Origin of the sequence: Aeromicrobium sp. 50.2.37 (genome assembly GCF_024655735.1) — a bacterium.
In the GTDB taxonomy this organism is placed as follows: domain Bacteria; phylum Actinomycetota; class Actinomycetes; order Propionibacteriales; family Nocardioidaceae; genus Aeromicrobium.
In genome coordinates this window covers 1-21615 of the sequence record NZ_JANLGG010000010.1, presented here as the reverse complement: position 1 = coordinate 21615, position 21615 = coordinate 1, and the positions used below count along the sequence as shown (strand labels likewise).

General features: G+C 72.0%; 24 protein-coding genes and 2 tRNA genes. 10 read left to right on the top strand and 16 right to left on the bottom strand.

Annotation, left to right across the window (positions count from 1 at the left end; all coding sequences use genetic code 11):
* Positions 1 to 22: 22 nt before the first annotated feature.
* Positions 23 to 96 (bottom strand) — tRNA-Pro (locus NUV38_RS07035).
* Between the two features lie 179 nt (positions 97 to 275).
* On the opposite strand from NUV38_RS07035, the gene NUV38_RS07030 reads away from it, so the two are divergent.
* From NUV38_RS07030 to NUV38_RS07020, 3 genes are all read left to right on the top strand, one after another.
* Positions 276 to 1352 carry an alkene reductase gene (locus NUV38_RS07030; RefSeq protein ID WP_257728442.1) on the top strand — a complete coding sequence of 359 codons (1077 nt, stop codon included), beginning with the start codon at positions 276 to 278 and terminating at the stop codon, positions 1350 to 1352.
* 92 nt (positions 1353 to 1444) lie between these two features.
* Complete coding sequence (locus tag NUV38_RS07025) at positions 1445 to 2395, top strand: NAD(P)/FAD-dependent oxidoreductase (RefSeq protein ID WP_257728441.1); 951 nt, start codon at positions 1445 to 1447, stop codon at positions 2393 to 2395.
* A 53-nt stretch (positions 2396 to 2448) separates the two neighbouring features.
* Entirely contained in the window at positions 2449 to 2985 is a 537-nt protein-coding gene (locus NUV38_RS07020) for an AAA family ATPase (protein WP_257728440.1), read from the top strand.
* A gap of 169 nt (positions 2986 to 3154) precedes the next feature.
* Here NUV38_RS07020 and NUV38_RS07015 read toward each other — a convergent pair.
* From NUV38_RS07015 to NUV38_RS06980, 8 genes are all read right to left on the bottom strand, one after another.
* Positions 3155 to 3228, bottom strand: a tRNA-Gly gene (locus NUV38_RS07015).
* A gap of 64 nt (positions 3229 to 3292) precedes the next feature.
* Positions 3293 to 4405 carry a PP2C family protein-serine/threonine phosphatase gene (locus NUV38_RS07010; protein WP_257728439.1) on the bottom strand — a complete coding sequence of 371 codons (1113 nt, stop codon included), beginning with the start codon at positions 4403 to 4405 and terminating at the stop codon, positions 3293 to 3295.
* Complete coding sequence (locus NUV38_RS07005) at positions 4402 to 5250, bottom strand: Fpg/Nei family DNA glycosylase (protein ID WP_374626382.1); 849 nt, start codon at positions 5248 to 5250, stop codon at positions 4402 to 4404. Before NUV38_RS07005 ends, NUV38_RS07010 begins: the two co-directional genes overlap by 4 nt.
* A 15-nt stretch (positions 5251 to 5265) precedes the next feature.
* Positions 5266 to 5724: a ribose-5-phosphate isomerase gene (locus NUV38_RS07000; protein ID WP_257728437.1), complete on the bottom strand. Its 459-nt coding sequence runs from the start codon at positions 5722 to 5724 to the stop codon at positions 5266 to 5268.
* A 33-nt stretch (positions 5725 to 5757) separates the two neighbouring features.
* Complete coding sequence (locus NUV38_RS06995; RefSeq protein WP_257728436.1) at positions 5758 to 7197, bottom strand: CDP-glycerol glycerophosphotransferase family protein; 1440 nt, start codon at positions 7195 to 7197, stop codon at positions 5758 to 5760.
* Between the two features lie 23 nt (positions 7198 to 7220).
* Positions 7221 to 8123 carry an alpha/beta hydrolase gene (locus NUV38_RS06990; RefSeq protein WP_257728435.1) on the bottom strand — a complete coding sequence of 301 codons (903 nt, stop codon included), beginning with the start codon at positions 8121 to 8123 and terminating at the stop codon, positions 7221 to 7223.
* Between the two features lie 80 nt (positions 8124 to 8203).
* Complete coding sequence (locus NUV38_RS06985) at positions 8204 to 8821, bottom strand: DsbA family protein (RefSeq protein ID WP_374626377.1); 618 nt, start codon at positions 8819 to 8821, stop codon at positions 8204 to 8206.
* Positions 8822 to 8823: 2 nt separating this feature from the next.
* A complete protein-coding gene (locus NUV38_RS06980) occupies positions 8824 to 10008 on the bottom strand; it encodes a glutamate--cysteine ligase (protein ID WP_257728434.1) in 1185 nt (394 codons plus the stop codon).
* Positions 10009 to 10055: 47 nt separating this feature from the next.
* Between NUV38_RS06980 and NUV38_RS06975 the strand changes: the two genes are divergently transcribed.
* Entirely contained in the window at positions 10056 to 10730 is a 675-nt protein-coding gene (locus NUV38_RS06975; RefSeq protein WP_257728433.1) for a class I SAM-dependent methyltransferase, read from the top strand.
* Between the two features lie 63 nt (positions 10731 to 10793).
* A complete protein-coding gene (gene pepN, locus NUV38_RS06970; RefSeq protein WP_257728432.1) occupies positions 10794 to 13310 on the top strand; it encodes an aminopeptidase N in 2517 nt (838 codons plus the stop codon).
* 274 nt (positions 13311 to 13584) lie between these two features.
* On the opposite strand, the gene NUV38_RS06965 is transcribed toward pepN, so the two are convergent.
* The gene (locus NUV38_RS06965; protein WP_257728431.1) at positions 13585 to 13866 is read right to left on the bottom strand and encodes a hypothetical protein; all 282 of its coding nucleotides are present in this window, start codon (positions 13864 to 13866) and stop codon (positions 13585 to 13587) included.
* 32 nt (positions 13867 to 13898) lie between these two features.
* Here NUV38_RS06965 and NUV38_RS06960 point away from each other — a divergent pair, with 32 nt between their 5' ends.
* The gene (locus NUV38_RS06960) at positions 13899 to 14813 is read left to right on the top strand and encodes a mechanosensitive ion channel family protein (RefSeq protein ID WP_257728430.1); all 915 of its coding nucleotides are present in this window, start codon (positions 13899 to 13901) and stop codon (positions 14811 to 14813) included.
* Positions 14810 to 15259 carry a globin gene (locus NUV38_RS06955; RefSeq protein ID WP_257728429.1) on the top strand — a complete coding sequence of 150 codons (450 nt, stop codon included), beginning with the start codon at positions 14810 to 14812 and terminating at the stop codon, positions 15257 to 15259. The genes NUV38_RS06960 and NUV38_RS06955 overlap by 4 nt, the downstream gene beginning before the upstream one ends.
* On the opposite strand, the gene NUV38_RS06950 is transcribed toward NUV38_RS06955, so the two are convergent.
* The 3 genes from NUV38_RS06950 to NUV38_RS06940 are packed head-to-tail and all read right to left on the bottom strand — an operon-like array spanning position 15246 to position 17807.
* On the bottom strand, positions 15246 to 15977 hold the full coding sequence (locus tag NUV38_RS06950; protein ID WP_257728428.1) for an acyl-ACP thioesterase domain-containing protein: 732 nt from the start codon (positions 15975 to 15977) through the stop codon (positions 15246 to 15248). The genes NUV38_RS06955 and NUV38_RS06950 overlap by 14 nt on opposite strands.
* Positions 15978 to 16002: 25 nt before the next feature.
* Positions 16003 to 16260 (bottom strand): biotin/lipoyl-binding carrier protein, encoded by a 258-nt coding sequence (locus tag NUV38_RS06945; RefSeq protein WP_257728427.1) that lies wholly within the window; start codon positions 16258 to 16260, stop codon positions 16003 to 16005.
* Positions 16257 to 17807: an acyl-CoA carboxylase subunit beta gene (locus NUV38_RS06940; protein ID WP_257728426.1), complete on the bottom strand. Its 1551-nt coding sequence runs from the start codon at positions 17805 to 17807 to the stop codon at positions 16257 to 16259. Before NUV38_RS06940 ends, NUV38_RS06945 begins: the two co-directional genes overlap by 4 nt.
* Positions 17808 to 17985: 178 nt before the next feature.
* On the opposite strand from NUV38_RS06940, the gene NUV38_RS06935 reads away from it, so the two are divergent.
* The 3 genes from NUV38_RS06935 to NUV38_RS06925 all read left to right on the top strand — a co-directional run bounded on the left by NUV38_RS06935 (position 17986) and on the right by NUV38_RS06925 (position 20515).
* Positions 17986 to 18744 (top strand): SDR family oxidoreductase, encoded by a 759-nt coding sequence (locus NUV38_RS06935; protein WP_055964923.1) that lies wholly within the window; start codon positions 17986 to 17988, stop codon positions 18742 to 18744.
* 6 nt (positions 18745 to 18750) lie between these two features.
* Complete coding sequence (locus NUV38_RS06930; protein ID WP_257728425.1) at positions 18751 to 19782, top strand: phosphotransferase family protein; 1032 nt, start codon at positions 18751 to 18753, stop codon at positions 19780 to 19782.
* A gap of 109 nt (positions 19783 to 19891) precedes the next feature.
* Positions 19892 to 20515: a TetR/AcrR family transcriptional regulator gene (locus NUV38_RS06925; RefSeq protein WP_257728424.1), complete on the top strand. Its 624-nt coding sequence runs from the start codon at positions 19892 to 19894 to the stop codon at positions 20513 to 20515.
* Positions 20516 to 20522: 7 nt separating this feature from the next.
* Here NUV38_RS06925 and NUV38_RS06920 read toward each other — a convergent pair whose 3' ends face one another.
* From NUV38_RS06920 to NUV38_RS06910, 3 genes are all read right to left on the bottom strand, one after another.
* Positions 20523 to 20837 (bottom strand): DUF202 domain-containing protein, encoded by a 315-nt coding sequence (locus NUV38_RS06920; protein ID WP_257728423.1) that lies wholly within the window; start codon positions 20835 to 20837, stop codon positions 20523 to 20525.
* Positions 20834 to 21211, bottom strand: a complete 378-nt coding sequence (locus NUV38_RS06915) for a YidH family protein (RefSeq protein ID WP_257728422.1) — start codon at positions 21209 to 21211, stop codon at positions 20834 to 20836. The genes NUV38_RS06920 and NUV38_RS06915 overlap by 4 nt, the downstream gene beginning before the upstream one ends.
* A gap of 9 nt (positions 21212 to 21220) precedes the next feature.
* Positions 21221 to 21615: holo-ACP synthase (locus NUV38_RS06910; protein ID WP_308219664.1), on the bottom strand; the 395-nt coding region annotated here is incomplete at its 5' end.

Sequence of the window (21615 nt, the reverse complement as noted above, 5' to 3'; positions counted from 1 at the left end):
TCGCGCCCATGGCCGAACAGGGTCGGGATGACAGGATTTGAACCTGCGACCCTCCGCTCCCAAAGCGGATGCGCTACCAAGCTGCGCTACATCCCGGTGCCGTCGGACCCGCGCCAGCGGCGACGGCGGACGTCAGCCTACGCCAGCGGGTGAGACCCCCCACAGTCACCGCGATTCGGAATGCGTCGTGGCGCAGATGGTTGAACAGTGAAGGAGATGGGCCGTCCGCGGCCCCGCCCGGACAGCGTCCGGGACACCCGAGCTGAAGGAGAGACATGACCACCGTCTTCGACCCGATCACCGTCGGCGCCTGGGAGCTGCCCCAGCGCTTCGTCATGGCGCCGCTGACCCGCAACCGCGCCGAGGCCGGAGGCGTGCCCGGAGCCCTCGCCGCCGAGTACTACGGCCAGCGCGCCGGTGCCGGGCTGGTCGTCACGGAGGGCACGCAGCCGTCGGCCGTGGGGCAGGGCTACCTCGCCACGCCGGGCCTGCACTCCCCCGAGCAGGTCGAGGGCTGGCGTGGTGTCGCCGAGGGCGTGCACGCCGGCGGCGGCCGCGTCGTCGCGCAGCTCATGCACGTGGGTCGCATCGCCCACCCCGACAACAAGGACGGGCTGGAGACGGTCGCGCCCAGCGCCATCGCCGCGCCGAACCAGATGGTGACCGCGGAGGGCCAGAAGCCGCACGTCGAGCCCCGCGCCCTCGAGACGTCGGAGATCCCCGGCATCGTCGAGGAGTTCGTCCAGGCCTCCCGCAACGCCGTGGAGGCCGGCCTCGACGGCGTCGAGGTGCACGGGGCCAACGGCTACCTGCTCCACCAGTTCCTCGCACCGACCACCAACGAGCGCACCGACGAGTACGGCGGCAGCCCCGAGAACCGGGCCCGCCTGACGATCGAGGTCGTCCGAGCCGTGGCCGACGCGATCGGCGCCGAGAAGGTCGGCCTGCGCATCTCCCCCGCCCACAACATCCAGGGCGTGCTCGAGGAGGACGCCGCCGACACCCGTGCCACGTACGAGGCGCTCGTCGACGGCATCGCCGACCTCGGCATCGCGTACCTCAGCATCCTCGGCGACCCCGACGGCGAGCTGTTCCGCGACCTGCGCACCCGCTTCGGCGGCGTGGTCGTCGCCAACACCGGCTTCACCACGGTGACGGACCTCGACGAGGTGAAGCACATCGTCGACGGCGGTCTTGCCGACCTCGTGGCCGTCGGTCGCCCGTTCCTCGCCAACCCCGACCTCGTCGAGCGCTGGCGCGACGGCGACGAGCTCAACGAGCCGAACCCGGACACGTTCTACGGCGGCGGCGCAGAGGGGTACACCGACTACCCCACGCGCGACGCAGCCTGAGCCGACGCCTGCTCCGACGAGCCCCCCACCCGCCCGGGTCGGGGGGCTCGTCTCGTCCTGCCGGGTTCGCCGACGGGTGCGACGATCTGGACATGGCAGAGGTCGTGGTGGTGGGAGCCGGCGTGTCCGGCGTCGCGTGCGCTCGTGAGCTGGTGGCGGGAGGACACACGGTGGTGCTGCGCGACACCGGCCGTCGACCCGGCGGCCGCATGGCCCTGCGCCGCTACGGCGACCGGGTGGTCGACATCGGTGCCAGCTACTTCACGGTCCGCGACGACGCCTTCGCCGCCGTCGCGGAGGACTGGGAGCGCCGTGGGCTCGCACGACCGTGGACCGACACGTTCACGGCATGGTCCGACGGCGAGCGTGAGCCGAAGCCCGGCCCTGTCCGGTGGTCCGCGCCCCACGGGCTCCGTTCCCTCGTCCAGGACCTGGCCGAGGGTCTCGACGTCCGCAGCGCGGACCCCGTGGAGCACGTGACCGTCGGGGAGCGGCCGAGCGTCGACGGTCAGCAGACCGACGCCGTCGTGCTCGCCATGCCCGACCCCCAGGCCCGCAGGATCGTGGCGCCCGGCACCGCCGCCCACGACGCCCTCGGCGACCCGTACGAGCCGGCCCTCGCCCTCACCGTCGGCTGGGACCGGCGCACCTGGCCCGAGGAGGACGGCATCTTCGTCGGTGACCACCCCGACCTGACGTGGGTCGCCGACGACGGGCTGCGCCGTGGCGACCGGGCCCCGGTCCTCGTCGCCCACAGCACCGCCGAGCGCGCCCGCCGGCACCTGGCCGACCCCGCCTCGGCCGCCGATCCGATGCTCGCCGCCCTGCGCGAGGTCGTCGACGTGCCGCGCGAGGAGCCGACCCTCACGCACGTCCAGCGGTGGACCTTCGCACGCCCGGCACAGGAGCGCGAGGCGCCCTTCCACCTCGACGACGACAGCATCGGCGCGTGCGGCGACTCCTGGGGTCCGACGTCGTCCGTCGAGGCGGCCTTCGTGTCGGGCCGCGCCCTCGGTCGCGCGCTCGTCGAACGACTCGCCTGACCGGACCGACTGCCGGGCGTCCTCCGCGACGGGCACGAACCTACGCTGGCCGCATGGACGCCGTGGTCGAGCTGGTGCGCGGACGACTGCCGGCGTGCGGATCGACCACGGTCGTGGCGGTCGACGGTCCGAGCGGGTCGGGCAAGTCGTCGCTCGCGGACGAGCTGGCGCGGCGGAGCGACGCGCTGGTGCTGCGCACCGACACCTTCGTGCCGGGATGGCGAGGGTTGTCGCAGATGCCCCCTGCGCTGGCCCTGGACCTGCTGGCTCCGCTCGCTCGTGACGAGGTCGCACGGCCCCGCCGGTGGAGCTGGGTGCGCGACACCTGGCTGCCCGGCCTGCCGGTCGAGCCCGTACCGCTGCTGGTGCTCGACGGCTGCGGCAGCGGCTCGCGACCACTCCGCCCGTTCCTGAGCGCCCTGGTGTGGGTCGAGGCGGACGTCGAGACCCGCAAGGCCCGCGCACTCGCGCGCGACGGCGAGACCTACGAGCCATGGTGGGACGTGTGGGCCGCGCAGGAGCGCGCCCTCTTCGCCGCCGAAGGCACCCGCGGCGCGGCCGATCTCGTGCTCCGGACCGATCGACCCTGACGACCCGGGACCCAGGTCACGCATCCGGGCACGCGCTCGTCTCTCGTCCGATCCGCCGTCGAGGAGGGACCACCGCCCACCCCTCGACACGCTCGGGGAACGGGATGGCCCGAACGGGCTCCGACTGCTCGACCACGCCTCGCGGCTGGGAACAGGCTTCGGCCCCGAGAGCGGACGACGAGACTCGAACTCGCAACATTCTGCTTGGAAGGCAGAGACTCTAACCAATTGAGCTACGTCCGCTCTCGGGGCCGAAGCGACTCCAGGATGCCACATGCGCGTGGCCGGTGATGCTGCGGCCCGCGCGTCAGTCGCGACGTGCGAGCAGCAGCACCGCTCGGTCGTCGTCCTTGGTCTTCACCCGTCCGATGATGCGGCCGGCGGCGCCCTCGAAGCCGGGCCGCACGGCACGCGCGGCCACGGACCGGAGCCACTCGACACCTTCCTCCACGCCCTGCTCGCGGGACTCCACCACGCCGTCGGTGAAGAACAGCAGGGCCTCTCCCGGCGCGAGGGTCCCCCGGGTCTCGTGGAAGTCGGGGTGACGCAGGATGCCGAGGGCCGTGCCGCGGGCGTGGTCGGTCTTCCAGTCCGATGCGCCGGGATGCCAGTGCAGCGCCGGCGGGTGGCCGGCGTTGATGATCCCGTAGTCGCCGCTGCCGAGGTCGATCGTCACGTGCACCGCCGTGGCGAAGCCCTCGTCCCAGTCCTGCCGCATGAGGAAGTCGTTGGCTGCGGCGAACAGGGCCAGCGGTGGCAGCGCCCCGATCAGGCCGCCGAGCGCGCCGGCGAGCTGCAGGGACTGTGTCCCGGCGGCCACACCCTTGCCGCAGACGTCGACGAGCACCATCTCGAGCTTCCGCTCGTCCTCGCTGAGGTTGGCGACCATGAAGTCACCGGAGAAGTGCACCCCGCCGGCGGTCAGCATCGCGGACTCCGCGTGCCACGGAGCCGGCAGTGGCGGGACCTTGCCCTGCGCCTGCAGCCGGTCGCGGAGGTCGACCAGCATCGCCTCACCCAGAGGACCGGGAAGGCCGCTGCGCCGACGCCGCGCCTCCCACAGCTGGATGCCGGCGACGATGGTCATCATGACGAGCGAGCTCACCCGGTTCGTCGTCATGCCGGCCTCGAGGGACTCGACGGTGACGGTGACGGCGACGAACAGGGCGATCGTGCCCACGAGCACGAGCAGTGGCTCGAAACGGAGCGTGATGCTGCCGAGCAGCAGCGGGATCACGAACGTGAACGCCGGGAACACCGGGTACGACACGAGGGAGAGGGCGAGGATCACCGCGCTGAGGACGGCCAGCGCCCCGAGGACCGCGACCTGGCCCTCCTGCGTCCCGGTCTGCCACCGCACGACCCGGTCGTCGACGTAGCGCCCCACGGTGTGCCGGGCGCGGCGAAGACGTGATCTCACCGGCCGAGCGTACCCGCGGCCTGGCACGTCGGGCACCAGAACAGGTTCCTTGCCGCGAGGACCTGGGTGCGCACCGTGTCGCCGCAGACGTAGCACTCCCGCCCGTCACGACGGTAGACGTAGACCTCTCCCCCGTGGTCGTCACGTCGCGGGAGCCGACCCATGACGGCCGGGCCGTGCGCCACGTGGACGGTGTCGATCCGGCCCGTGCGCACGCCTTCTCGCATCAGGGCGACGAGGTCGGCCCAGAGGGCGTCCCAGATCGGCTCGGGCAGGTCCCGCCCGGGCAGGAACGGGTCGATGCGGTGCCGGAACAGGGCCTCGGCCCGGTACACGTTGCCGATGCCGGCGACGACCGACTGGTCCATGAGCAAGGTGGCGATCGGCGCCCTCGACCGGTGGATCCGCTGCCAGCCACGGTCGGGCTCGGCGTCCGTCCGCAACGGGTCGGGACCCAGCCGCGCGACGAGCGCCTCCACCTCGTCGGGCAGCAGCAGCTCGCAGGCCGTGGGACCACGCAGGTCCGCCGTGCGCCTGGGCCACTCCGCCGGCCCCTCGAGCCGCCAGCGAACCTGGCCCTTCACCTCGGGGACCTCGCCCTCGGCGTGCTTCGAGATCCGGAACGCCCCGTAGAGGCCGAGGTGGACGTGCACCTGTTCCTCGAGGTCCTCGAACCGCACCAGCAGGTGCTTGCCCCACGCGTCGGCACCGGCGAGCACCAGCCCGTCGAGCCGGCCGGCTCCGTCGACGAAGCGCCCCTGCGGGCTGCTCGAGCGCACCCGGTCCGCCGCGAACGCCTTCGTGAGCCGTCCTGCCAACCGATGGAGGGTGTGGCCCTCAGGCACGGGACGTCCCGGCGATCAGGCGAACCCGCCGGTGCGCTCGTACGTGGCGAGCAGGTCGATCCGGCGCTGGTGACGCTCGGCTCCGCTGAACGGCGTGGTCAGGAAGGTCTCGACGATCTCGACGGCCTGCTCGAAGGTGTGCATGCGCCCGCCGATGGCCATCACCTGGGCGTCGTTGTGCTCACGAGCGAGCGCGGCCGTCTCCGTGCTCCAGGCGAGCGCCGCGCGAGCACCGCGCACCTTGTTGGCGGCGATCTGCTCGCCGTTGCCCGACCCACCGATCACGATGGCCAGCGACCCCGGCTCGTCGACGGCGCCCTGGGCGGCAGCGACGCAGAACGGCGGGTAGTCGTCGTCGGCGTCGTACTCGTGCGCTCCGTGGTCGACGGGCTCGTACCCGTGGTCGGTGAGCCACGCCGCGAGGGCGTCCTTCAGCTCGAGGCCGGCATGGTCGGTTCCGAGGTGCACGCGCATGCGCTCAGTGTCCCAGAGCGGGCGGTTGCCGGTTCAGCGGCCTTCGCGCACGACGCGTCGCACGAAGTCGGCGAAGGCGTCGGCGGACTCCTCTCCCCGGAACTCCCCGAGCACGTAGCGCTTGCGAGCCGATCGGGCCTCGGCCAGCGGGTCGTCCACGAGGAGGTCGCCGAGGACCTCGTCGAGGTTCTCGAGGTCGCCGCGCAGCACGTACGCGGTCTGGGCGATGGGGTACTCGTCGCGGAACTCCTCGACGCTCGACCGCATCGCCGTCATGCTGTAGGGCTTCTCGGACTGCAGCCAGTCCGACACGACGCTGGAGACGTCGGAGATGAGGGCGTCGGAGGCGTTGGTGCAGTCGGCCACGCTCCACTCAACGTCGGCGCGCGGCCCCCACACGTGCGCGGGACCGCCGGCGGCCCGGTCGGCCTCCAGCAGCCCGTGGATCTCGTGCACCACGGCCCGGCGGATGCGCCAGCGGTAGCTGAGCGGGTGCGGGCGGAAGACCACGCGCACCCCCCGTCGCAGGAGTGCGGCCACGATCTTCGGTCCCTGCTCGAGCGAGGAGAAGTTGACCGCGGGATCGAGACCGTGCCACGTCGGCGCGTAGAGCACGGTCGGCTGCTCGAGGGACCCGATGGCACCGCGAGCAGGCTCGATGTCCCACGCCTGGGGCCGGCCGAGCACCTCGAACTTGTCGGCGTCCACGTGGATGCCGTGGTTGGCGTACCGGTCGATGCCCGCCTGGCCGCACACGACGAGGACGTCGTAGTCCGCGTGGCGCGGGTTGTAGTTGGCCGGCTTGTCGGAGTCACCGTGGTTGAGCCACACGTGGGTGATGCCCTTGCGCGCCATGAACCGGGCGTTGGTCTGGGCGTTCTGCACGTAGAAGAAGGCGCGGAGGCTGGGGACCAGCGCGGCGTCGAGGTCCTTCATCCCCCTCGACCCCAGCTGCACGAAGGGCGATCGCAGCGGGGCGTCGCCCTCGGTCAGGATCCGCTCGACGTACTTGGCGTGCAGGTTGATGATGACGTTCGGCTCGCCGGAGCGGAGCAGGTAGGGCTCCCACATGCGCAGCTGCCACGGACCGCCCGACCTGCCGGCGTAGGCCATCGCCGTGGTCGGGGCGTGACGGACCAGGGCGCGACGTAGACGCCTGCGGTGCCGCCAGTGCCGCAGCGTCCCCTCCGACGCGGCGATCGCGAGCGCGACGGCCGCCACGACCACGGGCACGGCCACGAGGGCCGTCGGACGGGTGAGGGCGAGCACGACCAGCACGACGACGGCCGCGCCGAGCAGCGCGGTCCGCTGCAGCGGCACCACACGGTGCGGAGCCGGAGGTCCGTCCGCGACGCCTCGCAGGCCGTAGGCGTGGGTGGGGACGACCACCAGGGGCTCCCGGCTGAGCTGCCGGTCGAGAAAGCGGCGCCAGGCTGGGCGCTCGGTCTGCCCCGGCTCGGCCTGCTCCACCACGCGCGACAGTATGCCAGCCGCGATCATGTCTCCCGTGCCGCGGACCGCGCCGTGTCGAGCCATCCGCCGACCGCGACCACGAGGGCTCGTGACGCGTCGAAGACGGCCGGCTGCCGCCAGAAGGAGTGGATCATCCCGAGGGCTCGGTGCGCGGTGACCTGCACGCCGGCGTCGGCGAGTGCGGCCGCATACGCCTCGCCCTGGTCGCGGAGCACGTCGTGCTCGCACGTGACGACGACGGCGGGCGGCTGCTCGGCCAGGTCGGCTGCGCGGAGCACGCTCACCTCGGGATCATCGGCCCGGTCCCCCGGTGCGTACGCCTCCCACATCCAGGTCATGTCGTCGATGCGGAGCGCGGCGTTATCGAGCGACGGGTCGAGCTGGGCCCGGCGGTCGGTGACGGGGTACAGCAGGACCTGGTGGTCGAGGAGTGCAGGGTCGCGCACGCACAGGCCCGCGACGAGGTTGGCACCGGCGGAGTCCCCGATCGCGGGGACCCAGTCGGCGTCGACCCGGTGGCCGCGGCCGTTCGCGCGGAGCCACCGGGCGGCGCGCTCCACGTCGTCGAGGCCGGCCGGGAAGGGATGTTCCGGAGCCAGTCGGTAGTCGACCGACAGCAGGGCCCAGCCGGTGACGTGCGCGAGGTAGCGGCAGAAGACGTCGTGCGTCTCGACGTCGTGCATGACCCAGCCACCGCCGTGGACGTAGAGGGCCACGGGGGCGCCCAGCCTCGGACGGTAGAGGCGGCAGGGCACACCGTCGGCGTCGACGTCGGCCACGTGGTCGAGGCCGATGCGGTCCTGCTCCAGGGCGGCCGCCCGCGACTGCGCACGGATCGTCCTGACGGCCTCGAGGTCCAGCGGCGGCCCGGCCTCGTCGGACCCGAGGGCCTCCAGGTAGGCCCGGGCCTGGGGGTGCAGCGTCATGGGGCCAGCGTAGGACTCCGGCGTCGCGTCGTCGTGCCCGTGAGCGACACCCGGGCGTCGCTCACAAGGCTGACCCGGGCTCAGTCGAAGATCGGGTCGCGGTCGCGGGTGCGCTTCAGCTCGTAGAACCCGTCGTACCCGGCGAGCAGCCGTGCGCCGTCGAACACCCTGCCGGCGTCCTCGCCCTTCGGTGCGGGCGACAGCACCGGGCCGAAGAACGCGGTGCCGGCGACGGAGATGACGGGCGTGCCGACCTCCTGGCCGACCCGGTCGATGCCGTCGGCGTGCGACGCGCGGACGGCGTCGTTGAGCGACGTGTCCTCGGCGGCGTCGGCGAGCTCGGTGGGCAGGCCGACCTCGGCCAGCACCTCCTCGTAGAGCTCACGGGTGAAGTCGCGTCCGCCGGGGTGGCGAGCCGTGCCGATGGCGGTGTAGAACGCGCGCAGCTTCTCCTGGCCGTGCTGCTGCTCGATGGCGATGGCCAGCCGGACCGGTCCCCACCCGGCCTGGATCATCTCCTTGTACTCGTCGGGGACGTCCTTGTCCTCGTTGAGCACCGACAGGCTCATCACGTGGAACACGGTGTGCACGTCGCGCACCTGCTCCACCTCGAGCATCCAGCGCGAGGTCATCCACGCCCACGGGCAGAGCGGGTCGAACCAGAAGTCGACGGTCTCGGTCTGGGTGCTCTCGTTCACGGTCACAGGTCCTCCTGAGGGACGGGGGTGGGTGCGGCGCCGGTCTGGGTCAACAACGGACGACCGGCTCGCATTTCCTCCACGAGCGAGGCGACGACCGCGTCGAGGCGACCGTCGTGCGCGGCGGCGACCCTGCGCTGGCGCTCGTACGACGGCCCGCGTCGGACGATGTCGTCGATGCCGGCCAGCTCGTCGGTGCAGCCGAGCCGCTCGGCGACGGGCTCGAGCGTGACGAGCAGCCGGGCGAGGTCGGCCGTGACGAGGTCCTCGTGGGCGTGCTGGTCGAGGATGAGCCAGGAGTCCATGCCGTACCGCGCGGACCGCCACTTGTTCTCCTGGGCGAACCACGGCGGCAGGTCGGGCAGGTCGTGACCGGCGTCGAGCTCGCTCGAGAAGTGCTCGACCAGGCAGTGGGTGAGCGCGGAGATGCTCATCAGCTCACTCATCGTCGGGATGCCGTCGCACACGCGGACCTCCAGCGTGCCGAACTTCGGCGACGGACGCAGGTCCCACCGGATCTCGTCGAAGACGTCGATCACGCCGGTCGTGGTCAGGTCCTGCACGTAGTGCTCCAGCTCGGACCACTCCTGGAAGTGGAACGGCAGCCCCGCCGTCGGGAGCTGCTGGAACATGAGGGCCCGGTTGGAGGCGTACCCCGTGGCCTTGCCGCCCCAGAACGGGGAGGAGGCGCTGAGCGCCTGCAGGTGCCCGTAGTACGCGAGCATCGCGTTGCTGATGGGCAGCACCTTGTCGCGGTCCTCGATGCCCACGTGCACGTGCACGCCGTAGATCAGCATCTGGCGGCCCCACCACTGCGTGCGGTCGATGAGCGTCGCGTAGCGCTCCTGGTCGGTGACCTTCTGGTTGTCCCACCGGGCGAACGGGTGGGTGCCGGCGCACATCAGCTCGACCCGGAGGGGGTCGGTCACGGCGCGGATCTCGTCGATCGCCTCCTGCAGGTCGGCGCCGGCCTCGGCCACGGTCCGTCGCGGCCTGGACACCACCTCGACCGTGTTGAGGAGCAGCTCCTGGCGGATCAGCGGGTGCTGGCCCCCACCCGCGGGGGCGACGGCGTCGAGCACCGTCTGCGCGACCTGGCGCAGGTCGCCGGAGTCCGCGTCCACGAGGGCGAGCTCCCACTCGATCCCGACGGACGAGCGCTCGGAGCGCGCGAAGGGAAGATCCACCCCCTCATCCTGCCCCAGGACGTCGGCCGAGGCCTTATCGTCCCAGCATGCGCGACGTGAGCGGGGCCTGGCGGTCCGACCACCCGTGGGCGGTCGTGTACGACAAGGTCAGCGGTGACCCGCGGCTCGGTGCGCTCCTGTGGCGTGTGGGCGTCGGGTCGAGCATCGACGAGCTGCACCGGCGAGCCCGCCGCGAGCTGACCGCGCTCCCGCCCGGGTCCGCGGTCCTCGACGTGCCTTGCGGCGGGGGCGTGGTCCTGCGCGACATCCCCTCGGGGGCGACGCTGCAGTACGTCGCCGCCGACATCTCCCCCGCCATGCTCGGCCGCACGCGCCGAGAGGCCGACCGACTCGGCCTGCCCGATGCGGGACCGCTCGCCGTGCGGACCCGCGAGGCCGACGTGCAGGACCTCGACGACGCCGACGACACGTACGACCTCGTGCTCGCCTTCACGAGCCTGCACTGCTTCCCCGACCCGGAGGCCGCGGTCCACGAGCTGGCCCGCGTGATCAAGCCCGGCGGACGCATCGTCGTCAGCGTGTTCTGCTCCGACGCCGGCCTGCGGTTCGCCCCGGTCCACCTCGCCGGTCGCGCGGTCGGTGTGCTCGGCCCCGGGGTCCGGCGCGGCGACGTGAGGCGGTGGCTCGTGGAGGCCGGCTTCGTGGACCTGCGGCTCGACCAGGCCGGTGGGCTCACGTACGCCGACGCCACCCTCGCCTGATCCCGGACGGTCGGCCGCCGACCGCGCTCCGGGGTGTCCGCCGTCGTGCATAGAGTGGGCGGCATGCCCGGAACCAACCTGACCCGTGAAGAAGCGACCGAGCGCGCAGGCCTCGTCTCCACCGACCACTACGTCGTCGAGCTCGACCTCACCACGGGTGAGGAGCGGTTCGGCTCCACCACGACCCTGCGGTTCGGGGCGGTCCCGGGCTCGTCGACCTTCGTCGACCTGGTCGGTGCCGAGATCGGCGCCATCACGCTCAACGGCACGTCGCTCGACCCGGCCACCTACGCCGACAGCCGCATCCCGCTGCCCGACCTGCAGGCCGAGAACGAGCTGGTCGTCGAGGCCACGTGCGCCTACTCCCACTCCGGTGAGGGCCTGCACCGCTTCGTCGACCCCGTCGACGACCGCGTGTACCTCTACACCCAGTTCGAGGTCCCGGACGCGCGCCGGGTCTTCGCGACCTTCGAGCAGCCCGACCTCAAGGCCACCTTCGACTTCCGCGTCACGGCCCCGTCGCACTGGGCGGTCGTGTCCAACTCCCCCGTCGCCGAGACCATCGAGGTCTCCGACGCCGCCAGCACCCGGGTCTTCGAGACCACCAAGACCATGTCGACCTACATCACCGCCCTCGTGGCCGGTGAGTACCACGGCGTCGAGGACGTCTACGTCGGCGAGTACGGCGAGATCCCGCTGGGCGTCTGGTGCCGCCAGTCCCTCGTCGAGCACCTCGACGCCGACGACATCCTGCTCGTCACCAAGCAGGGCTTCGCGTTCTTCGAGGACGCGTTCCAGATGGCGTACCCGTTCGGCAAGTACGACCAGCTCTTCGTGCCGGAGTACAACATGGGCGCGATGGAGAACGCGGGGTGCGTGACGTTCCGCGACGAGATGATCTTCCGCAGCCGCCAGACGGTCGCCGCCTACGAGCAGCGGGCCAACACGATCCTGCACGAGATGGCGCACATGTGGTTCGGCGACCTCGTGACCATGAAGTGGTGGGACGACCTGTGGCTGAACGAGTCGTTCGCCGAGTTCGCCGCGCACCACTCGTCGGTCGAGGCCACCCGCTTCACCGACGCGTGGACGGGCTTCACCAACAACCGCAAGAACTGGGCCTACCGCCAGGACCAGCTGCCGTCGACGCACCCCATCGCGGCCGACAACTACGACCTGCACGCGGTCGAGGCCAACTTCGACGGCATCACCTACGCCAAGGGCGCCTCGAGCCTCAAGCAGCTCGTGGCCTGGGTGGGCGTCGACGACTTCTTCGCCGGCCTGCGCTCCTACTTCACCAAGCACGCCTACGGCAACACCACGCTCCAGGACCTCCTCGTCGAGCTGCAGGAGGCCTCGGGCCGCGAGCTCGACTCGTGGGCGGCGGAGTGGCTGCAGACGTCGGGCGTCAACACGTTGCGCGCCCGGTTCGAGACCGGTGACGACGGCACGTTCAGCTCCTTCGCCGTCGAGCAGACCGCGATCGAGGAGTACCCCACCCTGCGTCGCCACCGCATCGCCATCGGTCTCTACGACGTGGTCGACGGCCGGTTCGTGCGCACCGAGCGCATCGAGACCGACGTCCGGGGCGAGCTCACCGAGGTCCCCGAGCTCGTCGGCCTGCGTCGGCCGGCCCTCGTGCTCCTCAACGACGACGACCTCACCTACGCCAAGATCCGCCTCGACGAGCAGTCGTTCGGCCAGCTCGTCGAGCACGACATGGCCTTCGCGGAGTCCCTGCCACGGGCCCTCTGCTGGGGCTCGGCGTGGGACATGACGCGCGACGCCGAGCTCGCGTCGGCCGACTTCGTGTCGCTCGTGCTGGCCGGCGTCGGCTCCGAGACCGACCTGACCGCCGTCGCGTCGCTGCTGCGCCAGGGTCAGTCCGCCGTCAACCTGTACACCTCCGACGAGGACCGGCCGCCGCTCGCCGAGCGCTGGGAGGCCGGGGTGCGTGCCCTCGTCGATGCGGCGGAGCCGGGCAGCGACCACCAGCTGGCGTTCGTGCGCGGCTACGCCGCCGCGGCCACGTCGGCCGACCAGTTGCGTGCGCTGCTCGAGGACGGCCTGCCCGGGCTCGACGTCGACACCGACCTGCGCTGGACGTTCGTGACCGCCCTCGCCCGCCTGGGCGCGGCCGACGAGTCCGACATCGCGGCCGAGCTGGAGCGCGACAACACCATCTCCGGCCGTGAGCGCGCCGCCGCCGCACGCGCCATCCGTCCCACGGCGGAGGCCAAGGAGGCAGCCTGGCAGGCCGCGGTGGTCGATGAGTCGACCCCCAACGAGACCCGTCGCCAGACGGCCTCGGCCTTCCAGGTCTCGGGGCAGGGTGACGTGCTGGAGCCCTACGTGCAGCGCTACCTCGAGATGGCCGAGTCGGTCATCGAGGACAAGGGCGTCTGGATCGGGCAGGTGGCGCTGGTCTACCTGTTCCCGCTCGCCAACCCCGTGCCGTCCACCCTCGACGCGGTCGACGCGTGGCTCGGCTCCACCGAGGCCTCGGCCGCGGCCAAGCGCTACGTGAGCGAGGGTCGCGACGACCTCGCCCGCGCCCTGCGCGCCCGCGCTCCCCGCTGACCACGGCCGGGAGATTCCCAGGTCGACCTGGGAATCTCCCACCCACGCACGGGGATCTCAGCCGTGCACGGCAAGCACGCCGTGCGCCCCTGGGATTCCCAGGTCGACCTGGGAATCTGCGTGACGCGTCGGAGCGGGTGCGCCCGCTCCGCGATTCCCATCAGCTGATGGGAACGCCCCACTCACCATGGCGGGCACGCCATGGTGAGTGGGTGAGAACGCAGGTGAGCTCGTGATTCCCATCAGCTGATGGGAATCACCGAGACGGCCGGGCTCAGTGGTGGGCGGCCTCGTTGCCCGGGGCCACCTCGAGGTCGGTGGAGGGCGGCGGGGGCACGTAGTTGTTGCGCGCCGTGAGGAGGCCGAAGAGCGACACGACCACGAACAGGCCGATGGTGCCGCCGCCGAACAGCAGCAGCCACTCGAGCGTGCTGCGCTCGGGGGCCGCAGGCCAGGCCTCGGAGGCCGGCGAGTCGGCCCAGGCGGTGGCAGAGGTCGTGCCGAGCACCACGAGCGTGGAGACGACGACGGCGAGGGTGCGCGCGGGAGCCTTCATGGCCACCATCGTATCGCCCGTAGGCTGGAGCCATGCTCGGCCTCGACGTGAACCTTCCCCAGTCCTGGACGTGGGAGACCCTCACCACCAGCGGGACCCGCATCGTGGCGATCATCGCCCTGGCGCTGCTGCTGCGCTGGGTCGCCCGCCGGGCCATCGGTCGCATCGTCAAGAAGACCGGAGAGGGCCAGGTGCCCGGCGCCATCGCGAACACCCGGGCCGGCGCCATCCTGTCGGACATGCGCCCCGGCGCGGGCGAGCGGCGCAAGCAGCGGGCCCAGGCGATGGGAGACCTGCTCGGCTCCATCGTCGGCCTGGTCATCGCCGGTGTCGCCTTCGTCATGATCCTCGACGTCGTGGGCGTCCCCATCGCGCCGCTGCTCACCAGCGCCGGCATCGTGGGCATCGCGCTCGGCTTCGGCGCCCAGACGTTGGTGAAGGACTACCTCGCCGGCGTCTCGATGATCCTGGAGGACCAGTACGGCGTGGGCGACTCCGTCGACCTCGGCGAGGCCAGCGGGATCGTCGAGGCGGTGGGCCTGCGCATCACGCGGCTGCGCGACGTCAACGGCACCGTCTGGTACGTCCGCAACGGCGAGATCCTGCGGGTCGGCAACCAGAGCCAGAACTGGGCCCGGACGGTCCTGGACGTGACCGTCGCCTACGACTCCGACCTCGACGTCGTGCAGGCGATCCTGGCCGAGGAGGCGGAGGCGATGTACCACGAGGAGCGCTTCGCCGGAGTGATCATCGAGGAGCCGGAGGTCTGGGGCGTCGAGCGCTTCGACAAGGACGGCGTGGTCGTCCGTGTCGTGCTCAAGACCGCACCGCTGCAGCAGTGGCTGGTGGCCCGCACCCTGCGTCAGCGCGTGAAGCGGCGCTTCGACCAGTCCGGCATCCGCATCCCGTCCACGGCGGCCATCCCGTTCGAGAGGACCCCCGAGTGAGCTCGTTCTACGACGAGATCGGCGGCCACGCCACGATCGCGCGCATCGTCGACGTGTTCTACGCGGGTGTGGCCACCGACGAGCTGCTGCGCCCGATGTACCCCGAGGAGGACCTCGGCCCCGCGGCGGAGCGGTTCACGCTGTTCCTCGAGCAGTACTGGGGCGGGCCGACCACCTACAGCAACACCCGAGGGCACCCGCGCCTGCGCATGCGACACGCCCCGTTCGCCGTCACCATGGCCGCGCGCGACCGGTGGCTGCACCACTTCCGGGCCGGGCTCGACGCCGCGCAGCTCACGCCCGAGCAGGACGCCCAGTTCTGGGCCTACGTGCAGCACGCGGCGACGTTCATGGTGAACACCGCCGACGAGCCCTCCCCCGACCAGGCCTCACCCGGGCTCACGCCCACCGTGCGGCGCGGCGCGGCGCCGCTCAACGAGGACTGAGCTGCTCCGAGAGCGCGGCGCGCTCGTCGTCGTCGAGCACCCGTGAGCGCTGCGCCTGCAGGTCGAAGCCGACGAGCACGGCGTCGGCCCGCCCGCGCCGCCCCTCGTCGAAGAGCGTCGTGACGGTGAAGGACGAGCGGCCGACCCGCGTGACGACCGTCCGGGCCGGGTGGGGCTCGCGCTGCCACCCGAAGGGCTCACCGAGGGTGAGGTCGACCTGGGCGACGACGAAGCGCCCGGCACCACCGGCGCCACGCACCCGTGCCACCGAGGCGATGCGCGCCTCCTGGGCGTACTCGAACACCGCGATCGGCGTGGCCACGTCACCCGTCCCGAGGTCGCTGCGCCGGACCGCCACGTCGTAGCCCTCGCCCCCACCCGGCACGTCGCCCTCAGGCGCCAGGGCGTCCGACCACGTGACCCGCGCGAAGGGCGACGCACTGGTGGCGGGGGCGATCTCCTGCACCAGCCGACTGCCGTCGTCGGTGGACGTCACGCGCAGCGGCGTGCGGCTGAGCAGCAGGGGGCGCAGGAACTCCACGGAGATCGAGCGGGCCGGGCGGTCGGCCAGCTCACCGGCGGCCACGTGCACGGCGCGCGCCTCGGAGGCGTAGTCGAGGTACACGACGTTGTTGACGTGGCTCAGCTCGTCGAGATCGGCCCAGCGCATGGGCAGCTCGTGCTCGAGCCGGGTCGGGTCATGAGGCGGGTTCGACACCCGACGATGCTCTCAGACCGTGCTCTCAGGCCGGGGTGGGGACGCCCTGGTCGGTCGTCTCGATGACCACGAGGGTGTCGCCCTCCTGGACGATCTGGCCCTCGGTCACGAGCACCTCGGAGACCGTGCCGGTGGCCGGCGCGTGCACCGGCAGCTCCATCTTCATGGACTCCAGGACCGCCAGCACGTCGCCCTCGACCACCTGGGCTCCCACCTCGGTGACGAGCTTCCAGACGTTGGAGACGATGTCGGCCTTCGCGGCCGACGTCCCGGGGGCGCTCACGCCAGGTTCCCCTGGCCGCGCGGAGCGAGGACGCCGAGCGCCTGGACCATGCGGTCGCGGGTCTCCTCGGCGACGATCACGTCGTCGAGGATGCCGGCCTCCGCGGCGAGGTAGGGGCGGGCGACGTTCTCGCGGTACTCCGCGGCCAGCTCGTCGCGCAGGGTGTCGGGGTCCTCGGCGTCCTTCAGTGCACGTCGGTGCAGGAGCGCGACGGCGCCACCGGGACCCATGACGGCGATCTCGGAGCCCGACCAGGCCCACGTGAAGTCGGCACCGAGCGAGCGCGAGCCCATGGCGATGTAGGCACCGCCGTACGCCTTGCGCACCACGACGGTGAGCACGGGCGACTGCGCCTCGACGTAGGCGCGCAGCATCGTGGCGCCCTGGGTGATCACGCCGCGACCCTCCTCGACCGTGCCGGGCAGGAAGCCGGGCACGTCGACGAAGGTCAGGACGGGCAGGCCGTAGCGGGCGCAGAAGTCGACGAAGCGGGACGCCTTGACCGACGCCTTCGCGTCGAGGATGCCGCCGCGGGCCTTCGGCTGGTTGGCGATGATGCCGACCGGGCGTCCGTCGAGGTGGGCCAGCACGGTGAGCACGCTCGGGGCGTGCTCAGGGCTGAGCTCGAGCCGGGGACGGTCGTCGAGGACGCCGTCGAGGACCTCGTGCATGTCGAAGACGATGCTCGACTTGTCCGGCACCACGTGCGGCAGACGCGCGACGGCCTCGGGGCGAGCGGGCACCGGCTCGACGAGGGCCTGGGTGCCCCCCACGTGCGACGGCAGGAAGGACAGGATGCCGCGGGCTGCGTCGAGCGCGGCCTGCTCGTCGTCCACCTCGAGGTGGGCGACCCCGCTGGTGCGGGTGTGCATGCCGGACCCGCCGATCTCGTCGGCGGTGGCGTCCTCGCCCGTGGCGGCCCGCACGATCTCCGGTCCCGTGAGGAACATCTGGCCCTGCTCCTTGACCATGATGGTCCAGTCGGTGAGCGCGGGCGAGTACGCCGCGGCACCGGCGCACGGGCCGAGGATCAGCGAGATCTGAGGGATCTTCCGGCTCGCCTCGACGTTGTTGGCGAAGATGCCGCCGCAGCCGTGGAGGGCGTGGATGCCGTCGTGGATCCGCGCTCCGCCGGAGTCGTTGATGTAGACGATCGGGTGGCCACGGTCGATCGCGATGCGCTGGGCCCGCTGGACCGTCTCGGCGAACACCGCACCGATGGCCCCGGAGGCGACCGCCGCGTCGTGGCTCGCGACGACCACGGGTCGACCGCCGACGAGCCCCCACCCGATGACCACACCGCTGCCGCTGGAGGGTCCCGCCGTGCGCAACGGCGAGATCTCCACGAACGTGCCCTCGTCGACCAGGAGGTGCGCGCGTTCGCGCGCGGTGTTGACGCGTCGGCCACGGGGCTCGACGCGGGCGGTCCGCTCCTGACGTCGCTGCGCGAGGACGTCACGGTGGTGCGGTCGGCCGGCGTCCAGCCCGCTGTCGACTGCTGCGTCGGCTCCCGCGTCGAGGGCGGTGGGCACGTCGAGCTGCGTCATGCGATCTCCTGTAAACGTGAGGGTTTCCTCAACTGTACCTCAAAGCCGAGGAATCCCTCATCTTTGTGACCCACCTCGCCCCGGGAGTCGCGCGCCCGCCGAGGGGTCTGGCCGCGGCTGCACCCGTGCGCTACCGTGAGCCCAGACCTAAGCAAGCGCTTACCTCAGGAGAATCTGCATGAGCGAGAACCGCCGCACCGCACTCGTCACCGGAGCCGCCCAGGGCATCGGCGCCGCCGTGGCCCAGCGCCTGGCCGCCGACGGCCTCGCCGTCGCCGTCGTCGACCTCGACGAGGGAGCCTGCGCCGGCACCGTCGACGCGATCACCGCCGCGGGCGGGTCCGCCATCGCCGTCGGGGCCGACGTGTCCGACGCCGCCGCCGTGGACGCCGCGGTCGAGCGCATCGCCGCCGAGCTGGGCGGACCGACGGTGGTCGTCAACAACGCCGGCATCATCCGCGACAACCTGCTGTTCAAGATGACCGTCGACGACTGGGACGCCGTCATGGCGGTGCACCTGCGCGGCTCCTTCAACACGGTCAAGGCCGCCCAGAAGCACATGGTCGAGGCGAAGTTCGGCCGCATCGTGAACCTCTCCAGCACCTCGGCGCTCGGCAACCGTGGCCAGGCCAACTACTCCGCCGCCAAGGCCGGGCTCCAGGGCTACACCAAGACCCTCGCCATCGAGCTGGGCAAGTTCGGCGTCACCGCCAACGCGATCGCGCCCGGCTTCATCCAGACCGACATGACCGCGGCCACCGCCGAGCGCATCGGCGTCCCGTTCGACGACTTCATCAAGTTCAGCGCCGAGCAGATCCCCGTGCAGCGCGTGGGCCAGCCCGACGACATCGCCCACACCGCCTCGTTCCTCGTGAGCGAGGGTGCCGGGTTCGTCTCGGGCCAGGTCATCTACGTCGCCGGCGGACCGAAGGACTGATCGCACGTGACCGGACCCGAGGGGCTCGACCTCGACGCGCTTCGACGCTGGCTCGACGACCAGGCCCCCGGCCTGCTCGCCGGACCGCTCGAGGCCACGCTCATCACCGGCGGCAAGTCGAACCTGACGTACGCCGTCACCGACGGTGAGCGCGACGTCGTCGTGCGTCGCCCGCCCCTCGGGCACGTGCTCGCCACCGCGCACGACATGACGCGGGAGCACCGGGTCATCGACGCGTTGGCGGGCACCGCCGTGCCGGTCCCCGCGACCTACGGCCTCTGCCAGGACGACGCGGTCATCGGCGCGCCGTTCTACGTGATGGAGCGGGTCGTCGGCACACCCTTCGCCCGCGCCGCCCAGCTGGTCGAGATCGGCGAGGAGCGCACCCGCACCATCACCGAGCGGATGGTCGACGTGCTCGCCGACCTGCACGCCGTCTCCCCCGACGAAGTTGGACTCGGCGACTTCGGTCGCCCCGACGGCTACCTGGAGCGGCAGGTCCGTCGCTGGAAGAAGCAGCTCGACGCGTCCCGCAGCCGCGACCTGCCCGGCATGGACGACCTCATCGCCCGGCTCGACTCGTCGATCCCGACGAGCAGCGAGGGCACGATCGTGCACGGCGACTACCGCCTCGACAACGTGCTCGTCGACACCCGCCCCGAGGGTGGCGACCGTCTGACGGCCGTCCTCGACTGGGAGATGAGCACGCTGGGCGACCCGCTCACCGACGTCGCGATCCTGCTGGCCTACCAGCAGCTCGCCGAGAGCGCGGCCGACGGCCCGGGTGCCGCCATGGTCACCGACGCCGCGAAGGCTCCGGGCTACCTCCCGCGCGAGGAGGTGCTGCGCCGGTACGCCGAACGGTCCGGACGCGACGTCTCCGACATCGACTTCCACCTGGCGCTCGCGTTCTTCAAGCTGGCCGTGATCCTCGAGGGGATCCACTACCGGCACGCGCACGGACAGACGCTCGGCGCAGGCTTCGACGGCATCGGCGACCTGATCGAGCCGCTCATCCAGGCCGGCCTGCGCGCCTGACGGCGTCGACGAGCACCAGCCGGTCGGTCGGGCTCCGTGAGGTGACTCATCAGTAGGTCGAGCGCCGAAGTGGCCTGCCACGCGGCGCCCGTCCCCTAGGGTGGGCCGCGTGACCGCGGAGATCCTCGAACCCCGACGTCGCCCGACGCAGGACCGCAGCCGGGCGAAGTTCGAGCTGCTGCTGCGCACGTCGCGCGACCTCCTGCTCGACGTCGGCTTCGAGTCGTTCACCTGCGAGGAGGTCTCGCAGCGGGCCGGACTCCCCACCGGGACCCTCTACCAGTACTTCGCGAACAAGTACGTGATCGTGTGCGAGCTCGACCGGCAGGATGCCGTGGCCGTCCACGAGGAGCTGACCAGCTTCTCGGAGATGATCCCGTCGCTGGACTGGCTGCGCTTCCTCGACCGGATGATCGACCACATGGCGCGGCTGTGGGCCGACGACCCGTCGCGGCGGGCCGTCTGGCTCGCGGTGCAGTCGACACCGGCCACCCGCGCGACCGCTGCCGTCACCGAACGAGAGCTCGCAGCCGACGTGGCCCGCTTCCTCGCTCCCCTCACCCCCGGCACCCCGCGCGAGCGCCGCAGGATCATGGCCGAGGTGCTGGTGCACGTGACGTACTCGATGCTCAACTTCTCGGTCCGCGACGGCCAGGGCCACGCCGAGGCCGTCATCGAGCTCAAGCGGCTGCTCGCCTCGTACCTGCTGTCGTCGGAGCCCGACGCGCGCTGACGGCGTCTCAGGACCAGGCCAGCAGCACGACGACCGCTGCCACCGCGAGCGCCAGCGCAGCCACGCTCGCCGGCACCCGGCCGTCGCCGATGAGCTCGATCGACACCTCACCGACGCTCGACGACGCTCCTCGATCCCGAAGCACCAGGGCGCCGACCCATCCGACCATCGCGAGCACGAGCACGGCGGAGACCACGGTCACCGCCGTGCCCTCGATCCAGGCGACCCGCGCCACCAGCAGCCCCAGCACCACGCACGACGCGGCGGTGCGCCGCCAGGCGAGCCAGGTCCGCTCCTGCGGAACAGCCGGCGGAGGACTCACCCGGGCACCGCCAGCACGACCAGGACGACGCAGGCCACGACCACCGCTCCGACGAGCAGGACCCCGACCCCGTTGGAGGGCAGCGGCCGACCCTGGCGCATCGCGCGCTCGGTACGCGCCCAGCTCCGCCAGGCATGCGTGGCGCACAGCGCACCGGCGAGCGCGAGCCCGGTCGACGTCAGGGCCACCACGAGGTCGGGCAGCTCGAGATCGAGCACGTGCACCGCCACCGCCCCGGCCAGCAGGGCCAACGAGGTACGGATCCAGGCGAGGAACGTGCGCTCGTTCGCGAGCGAGAAGCGCGGATCAGGCTCGTCGCCGACGCCGTACACGCTGCGCGGCCAACGACGGTCGCCACGGCCCTCGGTGGTCATGGGACGACCCTAGCGACGCACACCCTCTGCCAGGACGACGTAGGCGACGGCATGGTCACCGTCGTGGCTGAGGCTGACGTGCGCCTCCACGCCGGACAGGTGCTCCGCGACCTCCCCGTGCAGGCGCAGGCGGGGACGGCCCCACGCGTCGCACACCACCTCGACGAGTCCCAGCACCTCGTCGCCCATGACCGGCGGCTCGCCGAAGATCGAGGCCGACCAGGCCTTCACGAAGGCCTCCTTCGCCGCCCAGCGCGCCGCGAGGTGGCGACCCTCGCCGCCACCGTGCTGCCCACGACCGACCTGCGCGGCGCGCTCGGCCGCGTCGCGTCGCTCCCCCGGGGTGAAGACCCCGGCGAACCGGGTGCCGGGGAGGTCGAGCTGGTCCACGAACGTCGGCACGT

Bases quoted from the DNA above. Each gene is read 5' to 3' on its own strand.
- NUV38_RS07030 (WP_257728442.1), top strand. From the start codon at position 276: ATGACCACCGTCTTCGACCCGATCACCGTCGGCGCCTGGGAGCTGCCC.
- NUV38_RS07025 (WP_257728441.1), top strand. From the start codon at position 1,445: ATGGCAGAGGTCGTGGTGGTGGGAGCCGGCGTGTCCGGCGTCGCGTGC.
- NUV38_RS07020 (WP_257728440.1), top strand. From the start codon at position 2,449: ATGGACGCCGTGGTCGAGCTGGTGCGCGGACGACTGCCGGCGTGCGGA.
- NUV38_RS07000 (WP_257728437.1), bottom strand. From the start codon at position 5,724: ATGCGCGTGCACCTCGGAACCGACCATGCCGGCCTCGAGCTGAAGGAC.
- NUV38_RS06990 (WP_257728435.1), bottom strand. From the start codon at position 8,123: ATGACGCTGCACCCCCAGGCCCGGGCCTACCTGGAGGCCCTCGGGTCC.
- NUV38_RS06975 (WP_257728433.1), top strand. From the start codon at position 10,056: ATGCGCGACGTGAGCGGGGCCTGGCGGTCCGACCACCCGTGGGCGGTC.
- pepN (WP_257728432.1), top strand. From the start codon at position 10,794: ATGCCCGGAACCAACCTGACCCGTGAAGAAGCGACCGAGCGCGCAGGC.
- NUV38_RS06965 (WP_257728431.1), bottom strand. From the start codon at position 13,866: ATGAAGGCTCCCGCGCGCACCCTCGCCGTCGTCGTCTCCACGCTCGTG.
- NUV38_RS06960 (WP_257728430.1), top strand. From the start codon at position 13,899: ATGCTCGGCCTCGACGTGAACCTTCCCCAGTCCTGGACGTGGGAGACC.
- NUV38_RS06940 (WP_257728426.1), bottom strand. From the start codon at position 17,807: ATGACGCAGCTCGACGTGCCCACCGCCCTCGACGCGGGAGCCGACGCA.
- NUV38_RS06935 (WP_055964923.1), top strand. From the start codon at position 17,986: ATGAGCGAGAACCGCCGCACCGCACTCGTCACCGGAGCCGCCCAGGGC.
- NUV38_RS06915 (WP_257728422.1), bottom strand. From the start codon at position 21,211: ATGACCACCGAGGGCCGTGGCGACCGTCGTTGGCCGCGCAGCGTGTAC.